The organism is Mucilaginibacter sp., from assembly GCF_039207105.1.
GTDB lineage: Bacteria > Bacteroidota > Bacteroidia > Sphingobacteriales > Sphingobacteriaceae > Mucilaginibacter.
The window spans coordinates 20,608-32,216 of record NZ_JBCECK010000057.1 but is presented as its reverse complement, the minus strand read 5'-3'; the positions used below and the strand labels follow the sequence as shown (position 1 = coordinate 32,216).

Genomic DNA, 11,609 nt, shown 5'->3' with positions numbered 1-11,609 from the left:
AACCACAAACTCTAATGATACTGAAATAAAAGATATCAGGGTAAAAGGAAAGGTAATTGATGAAAAAGGACTGCCTTTGGTGGGTGTAACCGTTAAGCAGGAAGGCACTAAATACGGTGCCATAACCAATGGCAACGGCGATTATGAGCTTACCGTTCAAAACGGTGCCCAGCTAACTTTTTCTTACATCGGTTTTAACAGCCAAACGGTTAGCGTAAAAGGCACTGCCGATGTAGAAACACTTAATGTAACCCTTAAAGTTAATACTGCTGGCAAACAGCTTAATGAAATTATAGTGGTTGGTTATGGTACCCAAAGCAAACGGGCTGTAACCGGTTCTATAGCATCGGTAAAATATGACAACTTTAAAGACCGCACAAACAGCAACGTAACACAGTCATTAGCCGGTGAATTGCCCGGCGTAAGTATTACACAAGCGCAGGGAGCACCCGGTTCAACACCAATTATCAAAATCAGGGGTACAAGCTCTATTACAGCCGGTACCAATCCGCTATATGTGGTAGATGGGTTACCACTCGAAAACTTCAATTTAAACTACATCAACCCACAGGATATTGAATCGATAGATGTGTTGAAGGATGCTTCATCCACGGCTATTTATGGTTCACGCGGTGCAAATGGAGTTGTGATTGTTACCACAAAACTGGGAAAGCCCGGCCAAACCAATGTAAATGCATCTTATGAATATGGCGTACAGGATGTTACCCGCAGGATAGACATGATGAACGCTCAGCAGTTTATACAGTATTATATTGACGCGCACAATAACGCATGGGTTGCTTTAGGCGCAGGCCATTCGGCATCCGATCCTAATAGTGCCCGTACATCTGCTTATAAAATTCCGGATGATTTTACTACTAACCCTGGGCAGTTTGGTAATGGAACCAATTGGCAGGATGTAATGTTTCGTTCTGCACCGCTGCAAAACGCGCAGGTATCTGTATCGGGCGGTACCGATAAAACCCAGTTCCTATTTTCTGTGGGCTATCTGAATCAGGATGCAGTGCTTGATGCCAATTACTATAAACGCCTATCATTGCGCACAAACATCAAACATAAGATATCTGATCATTTTACTGTAGGTACTAACCTTTCCTTTACCGGTATATTTGACCGTACAGATGGCGTAGCTGGTAAAAGCGATGTGGTTAGTCTTGGGCTGCAAAGCGATCCGATATTTCCGGTTTATACAGAAACCGGCAGCCTTGGCTTCCGGGATCCGAGTTCAAAATGGTATCGTTTTATCCCATACAGCGATTTGATTGAGTGGCACCCCTACTCACTAACCCGTGAAATTGAAGCCCAAAATAAATCATTTAACACCCTTGCAACAGGCTTTTTAGAATACAAGATCATCGATGATTTAAAGTTCCGCAGTAGTGTTAACGCCAACCTGTACAATAACAGTTATAACTCTTACGCTAATGCAGGCCAGGGTTATGGATATTCTGCTGTGTTGCCCGCACAAGGCGTAACCAGATCAAATTACTCATTAAACTGGCTTACAGAAAACACATTAACTTATGATAAGCAATTTGGCGATCATAGTTTTAACGCTTTGATAGGTTATACGGCTCAACATGAGCGTGATGAGTACAGCCAGCTGGTATCATCAAACTTCCCTAATGACCTCGTGCACACTTTAAATGCGGGTACCGCAAGTTCAGGAACCTCAACCGCATCTGAATGGGCCATGATCTCGTATCTGGCCAGGGTAAATTACAATTATAAAAACAGGTATTTCCTGACCGGAACCATACGCCGCGATGGTAGTTCAAGGTTTGGTACAAACTCCAAATGGGGATATTTCCCATCGGTATCAGCCGGTTGGCTTATATCCGACGAGGATTTTATGAAGAACACCGAGTTTATCAGCAACTTAAAATTAAGAGCAAGTTATGGTGTTGCAGGTAACAACCAAATACCTAACTACGGGCCTACCAGCCTACTAAGCACATCAAATTACGTGAGTGGCAGTGCACTTGCCAGTGGGCTTACAGTTTCCAATATCTCAAACCCCGATCTGAAATGGGAAAAAACAAACCAGTTTAACCTGGGTATTGATATCGGCATTATAAAAAACAGGATTAATTTTACCGCAGAGTTTTACAACTCCATCACCAACAACCTTTTATTAAATGTACCTGTACCGGATATTACAGGTTTCTCCACCCAATTAACCAATATTGGTAAGGTAAGGAACCTCGGATTAGAATTTAGCCTGAACACCAAAAACACCACCGGGGCATTTAAATGGAGTACTGATTTTAACCTTTCATTTAACCGAAACAAGGTATTACAGCTTGGCCCGGGCAATGCACCATTGCTGTTTACCGATTATGTTGTACAGGTTAAAACCCAGGTTGGGCAGCCTGTATCAAACTTTTACGGATACATTTTTGATGGCGTTTATAAAAATCAGGCTGAGATTGACGCTTCACCTCATGTTACCGGCACAACTCCCGGCGAGCCAATTGTACGGGATGTAAATAAGGATGGTAAAATTGATGCTAATGACCAAACAACTATCGGTAATGCTCAAGCCAATTTTGCATCAGGTATAACCAATACATTCAGCTATAAAGGGTTTGAATTTTCTTTCATGTTTCAGGGATCATTTGGCGGGCAAATAACCAACCAGCTTACCCGTTATCTGGGTATCTGGAATGGAGGCCGTAACGCTTATGCAGGTGTAGCCAATTACTGGCGCTCCGAAAGTGATCCGGGTGATGGCGTGCATTTTAAGCCATCCATCAACCCTACGGCTATGGAGCAAAGTTTCTCCAGTTATTGGGTTGAAAGCGCCACCTGGGTACGGCTTAAAAATATCAGGCTATCATATACACTTCCTAAATCATGGCTCCAGCATACCCCGGTTAAAGGTGCTCGTATATACGTAAATGCCGAGAATGTGCATCTTTTTAGCAAATACAAAAACTTTGACCCTGAAAACACCACCTATCCGTCAACAGTTTCGTCATCAACGCCAACAACCGGGGTACCTTCCGGTGCCTTTTATGGAGTAGATTATGGATCGTACCCGGTACCACGGGTAATAACTTTTGGAGCTAAGGTTGATTTTTAATTTTTAATGATCGTGAAAATGAAAAATATAAAAAGAATTTTGGCTATCACCCTTATTTGTGTAATGGCCTGCAGTTGCAAAAAATCATTTCTGGAGCTATCCCCTGAATCCAATGCTAATGCTAATAATTTCTATAAAACCAAAGCAGATTTTGAAGTAGCCATCAACTCAGCCTATGCTACACTATATGTAATTTATGCACCCGAAGAAGCCGTGTCTTATACCGAGATCATGTCTGACGAGGGAACACTATACGCGGTAGCAGGCGCACAGGCCGATAAATGGGCTATCAGAGATTATACCACCACTGCAAGCAATACATTGGTATACCAATACTGGCAAGACTACTACAAAGCCCTGTTTAATATTAACAACGTTTTAGATAAGATACAGGCAGCCGGCCTTGATGCCGATTATACCAATCATGTAAAAGCCGAGATGATGTTTCTGCGTGGCTTATATTATTATAACATGGTGCAATTATTTGGTGGCGTGCCGTTAGTAACCAAAGTAGTAAGCGCCGATGAAAGCTATGGCATATTGCGTTCTCCTACAGCCGATGTATATACCCAAATTGTTACCGATTTAAAATTCGCGGTTGATAATTTGCCATTGGCAAACGCCGTTCCGGCTGCGGGACGTGCTTCAAAAGGCGCCGCCGAAACGGTATTGGGTAAAGTATATTTATCTATGGGTAATAAAACAGGCGCTGCACAGGTATTGCAGGATGTTTATAATAGCGGTCAGTATAGTTTGCTACCCCAGTATACTTCTTTATTTGGCCCCAATGTTAAAAATACCAAAGAGTCTGTTTTTGAAATTCAGTATCTGGGTGGAGCGGCAAGTAATCCGTTCAGCCCCTACTGGACAGCCTTTGCCCCAGTTACCAATGGTGTAATTACCAAATATGGCGGTGGTATTAACCAGGTAACCGACGATCTGTACAATGAATATGAGGCTGGTGATCCCCGCAGGGATGCTTCCATTGAAACTGGATATACCGATGCCAAGGGAAATTTTGTAAAAATCAAATTCCCTAAAAAATGGGAAGACCGTACCGCGCCAACAAGCGGCACCCAGGAGCTAAGCAATAATAACTTTATGGTACTACGTTATGCAGATGTGTTGCTGCTTTTGTCAGAGGCTACCGGCGATGCTACTTACTTAAATCAGGTTCGTGCACGCGTTGGTTTGGGAGCATTTGGAAGTGCTGAATATCCTTCTGCACAATATCCAACACTTGCACTGGCAGTAGAACATGAACGGAAAGTTGAGCTGGCAATGGAGTTTCATCGTTTTTTTGATCTAAAACGAACAGGAAGGGCATTGCCTGTATTAACAGCAAAAGGCAAAGCTGTAACCGAACAAAGATTAATATTGCCTATTCCACAATATGTAATTACGCAAAACAGTAAGATAACCCAAAATCCGGGTTATTAATAAGCGGCTATCAAATTTATGCTAAAAGGGGAGTTAATATTCTGTATTAACTCCCCTTATTATCTTAACTATTAAAAATATCGAATAACACTATTTGCCATTTTTATCAATCATGTTCAAAACCGATTTATAATAACTAAGCTTATTTTTACTTTTAAGCGGTATTACATCAACGTCATTAGCTCTTAATATTTCTAATTTTGATTTGGAACGGGCCTCGTATTCGGCCGGGATAAAATAGGTAATTTTATTATTGATCGGAAACTTTGTTTTATAATATTTACTCCGGGCCCTATAGGTAAGCAACCACCACAAATCAGATTCAACAAAATCAAGTCCTAAGCCCAAAATGTAGATATCTTTTGTAAAAAACAGATCAATCCAGGATTGGTAATTAACCGGTTTTTTATGGGTTAATCTTCTGACAAGCGACTCTTTTAATATCCCTTCCGTTTTATAATCAGTTCCTGTAAGCGTATAGTTTCTCATGTTTTGCAACTGGCCGCAATAGTGTTCATATCCCAGATTGATAGAAATCGGATTATTGCAATCTCCATGCAAATGCCAATAGGTGGTGCCATCCATTTCATGTTTTCTGAAAATGCTGTATAACTTTTCGGTAACTAAACTACTATTAGTTTTGGGAGGCCTGCCTTCAATAGAAAATTCATAATTGGTAGTCATGATATGAGGCACGCCCATTGATCTTATTCTTTCATGAATTTCATTTTCGTTGATCTCCGAAACGATCTTCGCTATATAGGTCTTCAGATCTTTTTCCTCGATCCTTTTTGTACGAATGGCACTCAAAAAAATCTCTTCATACAGCAGTGGAAATGGTTTCTCTTCCCGGTTAATGTGGTTAACTCCGCAATAAGAGGTAATATCTTCCAATAATTGCTTCCAGCTTTTACCAGGGTTAATATTATTGATATCATTACCTATCAGGAGCGCGAAATCTTTCATTATTTTATTGGATTATGATTTCTCTAAAATAGATATTATCCGCATTCTTAAAGTAAACAAATCTTTAAACCCGTGCTTTTATGTTATTAGTTCAACAGAAACATATAAAAGCATATACCCAGAAAATGGCTTACCTTGCTGGGAAGATAGCCAAACTTCTTTTTAAAGGCCACTGTAAAATGATGCGCATTTTTATACCCTACTTCGTAAGCCACATCTCTTACTAATTTTCCCTCTTTCAGAAGCGAGGTTGCCTTCTTCATCCTTAACTCATACAGGTAACCAAAAACTGTTGTGCCTAAAACTTCCCGAAATCCTTTTTTTAATTTAAAATCATTCAAACCAACCTTATGAGCCAATTCTATTAAAGAACAAGGACTTATTAAATTCTCTTCAATAATAGTTTTAGCCTGATGAATACGATCATGATCCTCTTCCTTCCACAACAAATTTCCCTGTTGCCCTGCTAATGTTTCCAACTGTTCAAATTCCAAATAAAGCAACTCCAGGGCCTTTGCTTTCGCATAAATATGATGCCGGCCATTTTTGCCCATATTATCCATTATACTCCTTACGGTCTGACTCATTTGGGCCGTGGTCGGTCTGACTGATTGTAACACATTGAGCTGACCTGCCTGTAAATCAGCTGTCATAGCTCCTTTTAAACCACAATCCAGGAAACAAACGGCAAAAATTTTCAAATTGCCCTCAAACATCAAAGTTAATTTCTGATCATTTGTAGAAACCCAACCCTTATGAGTAAATTCAGCAGAATGTACCTGATCTGCATTCACTAATTGATATCGGCCCGATAGCGTAAAAAGCAACATTAATGAAGCCCTATCCATCCCAACGGCCACTGGCATGGCTTTATGGCTGTTAAATTCGATAACGAATAATCCAATATCAACTATTGATATTGCAGTAACACTTACACTTCCCCACCCTGCATTATAATCAACCCGGGGTTCTTCTTTAGTACAGTCATACATTGTGTATAAGTACTCATCAATGAAAGCTTGGGTAAGTGTTATCATTTTTTATCCGTATCGCGTTTATTAAAATCCCGCTGGCGTTAGCATACTTTCTAAAAACCGTTCAAATTTGCATCATTATTTTTAATTAGTCTAAATAAATGCAATTAAAATTTATATTTCTTCTACTCCTACTTTTTATAACACTTCAAAACATACAGGCACAACAAAGTGATACCATTAAAAAAGACACCACCAATACCAGGCAATTGAAAGAAGTAGTAGTAACCGGTACACGCACGCCTAAAAGCTTGCAACAGGTGCCAATACCTATTACCAGGATCACATCAGATGAAATAAAGAAAAAAGGCCTGGTAAGGTTAAATGAAATTTTAGCCGAACAAACCGGCATGACCATTTTGGATGACCCGCACGGACAAGGCATACAGATACAAGGGTTTGACCCAGCATATACCATGATCCTGATAGATGGTTTGCCCTTAATTGGCCGGAATACCGGGATATTAGAACTCTCTAGGATCACTACTAATAATATAGACAGAATTGAGATTGTTAAAGGCCCCACTTCTTCCCTTTATGGCAGCGAGGCAATGGCAGGTGTAGTAAATATTATAACTTCCGACCCGGCAAAGGGTTTATCAACCGGATTATCTACCCGTTATGGCACCAATAAAACTGCTGACATCAGTTTAAATTCAGCTTATAGCAGTAACAAATTTTACATATCAGGCTTTGCCAATCGTTACAGCAGTGGCGGCTACACTTTACAACCGTCTTCTGGCTTGCCTACAGTTTCGCCCTTTTCGGGTTATACATTAAATGCCAAATCTGCTTATAAAATAGATGCTAAAACAACAGTAAAACTTTCTGCGAGGTATTATACCAATGATCAGGACAGCAAATATTTGGTAGATAACCGTTATGCCGGCGGAACCGGAACCGAGAAAGATTTCAACATCGCTCCGGTCATAACCCATCGCTTTAGCGATAAACTGTTTTCAACCCTGCAGCTTTACCGGTCAACCTATAAAACAAATTCAGATGTTCGATATACAGACGATCAATCCGTATATGACCAAACCTATTTTAATCAGACTTTTAACCGGGCCGAGCTGCAAAATGATTACGCTTTAAAGAGTAACCTTAAGCTAACTGCCGGTGCGGGCGGGCAGTATGAATCTGTTGAAGCTACACGCTATGAGAAATTACAATCATTCACTTCAGGCTATGGATATTTTCAGGCCGACTGGCTCCCTGTAAAAAAGCTGGATATAATTGCCGGCGGACGGTATGATGCACACAGCGTTTATAAATCACAATTCAGTCCTAAACTGGCTGCAAGCTATGCGTTGAGTCCTAAATTTACTTTATTAGGGTCATTAGGCAAAGGCTATAAGGCTCCCGACTTCAGGCAGCTTTATTTGAACTTTACTAATGCCGAAGTTGGTTACAGTGTTTTTGGTTATGAAGAAGCCGCCGCCGGTATAGCGCGTTTGCAACAACAGGGACAAATAGAATCTGTGTTGATAGACCCGGCATCGTTACAACGATTAAATGCTGAGAGCTCAACCGCCTTTAATTTCGGCTACCGCTATAATGCTAATAGCAAATTGTACTGGACAACCAACCTGTTTCGTAACAACATTACCAACCTTATTGAAACAGCGGCTATCGCCATCAAAACTAACGGGCAATCCGTATTCTCCTATTTTAATTTGAACAGGGTTTACACACAGGGCATTGAAACAGATTTAAGCTACCAGTTATTTAAACCTTTACAAATAGGCGGCGGTTTTCAATACCTGGAAGCCTATGATCAGGATGTATTGGATCAAATAGCCGCAGGAAAGGTTTTTACTAAAGATCCTGCAACAAACCTTACCAAAGAGATCAAAAGAAGTGACTATGGAAGCTTGCTTGGCCGGTCAAAATACACTTACAATATCCGCGTCAACTATCTGAATGAAAAAACCGGTATTAACGCATCCTTACGAGCCATTTATCGTGGACGCTATGGCTACAAAGACGCGGACGGCAACGGCATTGTAAACCGTGATGATGAATATACCAAAGGCTATGTGCTGGTTAATGCTTCCTTGTCCAAATCATTTATGAAAGATGCATTCCGGGTACAACTTACCAGCCAGAATCTGCTGAACTATAAAGACACGCAGGTTATCCTCAACCTGCCCGGCAGGCTCGTTTATGCCGGGATCATCTACAATTTCAATAAAAATCAATAATTAAATAATCATTCAAACAATAGTACACATGAACAAATTAACAACCCTATCATTGGCATTAGGCAGCGCGTTTATCTTATTGGCATCATCATGCAGTAAAAACAACGATGTTGTTGCTCCTGAAACAAGCAAGCTTACTACCAAAACAGTTGCCGATCTTGACGGATCAACAACTAACGTTTATTATAGCCTGGCAACCGGCTCACAAATTACAGGAGCGGATACCGCTTCAACCAAATGGGATATTAAATTTAAAGGGACAAGTCTGTTTATAAACGGCGGTACATCCGGCACAGGAACAACCCAGGCTCAAATAGTAAGCAGCACGTTTGAAACCTTAACTGCAGCACCTACTGCCGATTACAAAACAGATGCAAACGGAGCCCCTGCCATTTCCGGCTGGTATACCTATACAAATACTACCGAGCCGCAGCATGCAATACTTACGGTTCCAGGCAAAATAATAGTAATAAAAACCAGCGATGGTAAATATGCCAAGGTTGAAATAATAAGCTACTATAAAGGCAACCCTAACACTACTACAGCCGAGTTCGCAAATCTTGCAACAAGGCCTGCATCACGTTTTTACACCTTCCGTTTTGCATACCAGGGAGATGGCACTACAAGTTTTAAATAATTTTTTTTAGTTGGTTAGTAGTAATGGCTCTCCCTTGGGGGAGCTGTTTTTAATTTAATTTTTTTTAAGATGAAAAGAATAATTTTGGCAATAATACTGGCAGTATTCACCCTGAATGCAAAAGCCGGTGACCGGCTGTCGGTCAATACAAAGATCGTATCTCTTAATGGTACTGTTAGCGAGATATTAGTAGGACTGGGTTTAGAGAATAACATTATTGGTACCGATGTAACCAGTAATTATCCCGAAAGCTTGAAAAGCAAACCCAAAATAGGCCACTATCGCAACATATCTGCCGAAGGCATTATTGCTCTGCAGCCCGATGTGGTAACCGGTTTAAGTACTGAAATAAAACCCGAACTGGCTGCTCAATTAAAAAGCGCAGGCATTAAACTGGTTATGTTTACGCAGGATTTTTCACCAGACGGCACACGCAAGCTGATCAAGGATATGTCGGCTGCCTTTGGAGGACAACAACAAGCGGCCGTACTTATTAAAAAGCTGGATACAGACCTTGCTGCTGCCAATAAACTGAATAAAACTGCAACTAAACCCAAGGTGCTATTTATTTATGCCCGCGGAGCAGGCACCATGATGGTTTCGGGCGATAATACACCTTTGAATAAAATCATTCAACTGGCAGGTGGTCAAAACGCGGTAACGGGTTTTAATGACTATAAACCCTTAACCTCCGAAGCATTGGTAGCCGCCAACCCCGATGCTATCCTGCTGTTCAGCAGTGGCATGGAAAGTTTAGGTGGTGCAACCGGATTATTAAATGTACAGGGCATCAACCAGACCAACGCAGGTAAGAACAAAAAATTCATTACTATGGAAGGTGAATTATTAACAGGTTTTGGCCCCCGCCTTGGGCAGGCAATAGCCGAGCTATCACAAAAGCTAAAATAACCGTGTTTAAAAACCATCAATTAATATTAACTGTACTTGCGCTGTTTTTGCTAACTGCTGTCATCACTTCGGTTTGCATTGGAGCGGTTCATATCAGTCTTGCACAATTTTGGTCGATAGTAACCTACCATACCGGCTTAAGTAAGGAAATACTATTTCAGCCGCAGCAAGTTGCGGTGCTGTTTAGTTTACGCTTACCAAGAGTATTGTTGGGCGTCATCATCGGTGCGGCTTTGGCCATATCAGGCGCTTCGCTACAAGGCCTATTCCGTAACCCATTGGCCGAACCTGGATTGATCGGAATATCATCAGGTGCCACTTTATTTGCCGCGTTAATGATCGTTTTTGGAGGGCATTTACTGAACAGTTTAGGCAGTATATATGGCTATTACGCCCTTGCTGTAGCTGCATTTTTTGGTGCATTTATTACAACCCTAACCGTGTACCGCTTAGCCATACACCAGGGTAAAACCGTAGTAACCGCTTTACTGCTAACAGGTATTGCCATTGACGCGCTGGCCTTTGCCTTTACCGGATTGCTTACCTATCTTTCAACAGACGAACAATTACGCAATATTACTTTCTGGAGTCTGGGTAGCCTGGGTGGGGCCAGTTGGATATCTTTCAGCAGCGTGTTGCCTTTCATACTAATCCCACTTTTCGGTCTGCCATTTATGGCTAAGGCCTTAAATGGTATAGCCTTGGGCGAGGTGCAAGCCGGTCACATGGGTATCAACGTTAACCGTACCAAAAGAACAATCATTATTTTAGCAACAATGGCTGTAGGCGCATCAGTAGCAGTTGCGGGGGTAATTAGTTTTATTGGTTTAGTGATCCCTCATATACTGCGCATGGCTTTTGGGTCTGACCATCGCCTGGTATTACCCGGATCGGCCATATTAGGAGCCATAGCGCTGACACTTGCTGATCTTATATCCCGTACTATTGTAGCGCCGGCCGAATTACCAATTGGTATTGTTACTGCCCTTGGCGGCTCGCCTGTATTTATTTATATGATTATATCACAGCTTAAAAAACAGCATTTATGATAAGTGTACAAAATGTGTCGCATTCGGCAGGTAAAAAGCTGATTCTGGATAATATTAGTTTTAAACTACAGCCCGGAGAAATGCTGGCAGTAATTGGCGCCAACGGGGCGGGTAAAAGCACTTTGTTAAAACTACTTTGTAGAGAAATACCTACCACATCGGGCAATATCTATTTCAATAGCAAACATGTTGATCTATATAGTATCAAAGAGCTGGCCCAACTGCGCTCAGTACTTACCCAGCATAATACGGTAAGTATATTGT

The 11,609-nt window shown here is 41.3% G+C and carries 9 protein-coding genes; 7 read left to right on the top strand and 2 right to left on the bottom strand.

Annotated features, from left to right (window positions below; all coding sequences use genetic code 11):
• Both AAGC65_RS13320 and AAGC65_RS13315 read left to right on the top strand, forming a co-directional pair.
• Positions 1–3,106 (top strand): TonB-dependent receptor (locus AAGC65_RS13320; RefSeq protein WP_343112949.1); only part of this gene is annotated, 3,106 nt, incomplete at its 5' end.
• Positions 3,107–3,124: 18 nt separating this feature from the next.
• On the top strand, positions 3,125–4,546 hold the full coding sequence (locus AAGC65_RS13315) for a RagB/SusD family nutrient uptake outer membrane protein (RefSeq protein ID WP_343112948.1): 1,422 nt from the start codon (positions 3,125–3,127) through the stop codon (positions 4,544–4,546).
• A 90-nt stretch (positions 4,547–4,636) separates the two neighbouring features.
• Here AAGC65_RS13315 and AAGC65_RS13310 read toward each other — a convergent pair whose 3' ends face one another.
• Positions 4,637–5,512 carry a hypothetical protein gene (locus AAGC65_RS13310; RefSeq protein WP_343112947.1) on the bottom strand — a complete coding sequence of 292 codons (876 nt, stop codon included), beginning with the start codon at positions 5,510–5,512 and terminating at the stop codon, positions 4,637–4,639.
• 86 nt (positions 5,513–5,598) lie between these two features.
• Positions 5,599–6,549: an AraC family transcriptional regulator gene (locus AAGC65_RS13305; protein ID WP_343112946.1), complete on the bottom strand. Its 951-nt coding sequence runs from the start codon at positions 6,547–6,549 to the stop codon at positions 5,599–5,601.
• Between the two features lie 98 nt (positions 6,550–6,647).
• Here AAGC65_RS13305 and AAGC65_RS13300 point away from each other — a divergent pair, with 98 nt between their 5' ends.
• The 5 genes from AAGC65_RS13300 to AAGC65_RS13280 all read left to right on the top strand — a co-directional run.
• On the top strand, positions 6,648–8,750 hold the full coding sequence (locus AAGC65_RS13300; RefSeq protein WP_343112945.1) for a TonB-dependent receptor: 2,103 nt from the start codon (positions 6,648–6,650) through the stop codon (positions 8,748–8,750).
• 28 nt (positions 8,751–8,778) lie between these two features.
• Positions 8,779–9,387: an HmuY family protein gene (locus AAGC65_RS13295; RefSeq protein ID WP_343112944.1), complete on the top strand. Its 609-nt coding sequence runs from the start codon at positions 8,779–8,781 to the stop codon at positions 9,385–9,387.
• A gap of 69 nt (positions 9,388–9,456) precedes the next feature.
• Positions 9,457–10,296, top strand: coding sequence for an ABC transporter substrate-binding protein (locus tag AAGC65_RS13290; protein WP_343112943.1), 840 nt, complete (start codon positions 9,457–9,459; stop codon positions 10,294–10,296).
• A 2-nt stretch (positions 10,297–10,298) separates the two neighbouring features.
• The gene (locus AAGC65_RS13285; RefSeq protein WP_343112942.1) at positions 10,299–11,345 is read left to right on the top strand and encodes an iron chelate uptake ABC transporter family permease subunit; all 1,047 of its coding nucleotides are present in this window, start codon (positions 10,299–10,301) and stop codon (positions 11,343–11,345) included.
• A partial coding sequence (locus AAGC65_RS13280) for an ATP-binding cassette domain-containing protein (RefSeq protein WP_343112941.1) occupies positions 11,342–11,609 on the top strand: 268 nt, incomplete at its 3' end. The genes AAGC65_RS13285 and AAGC65_RS13280, both read left to right, overlap by 4 nt.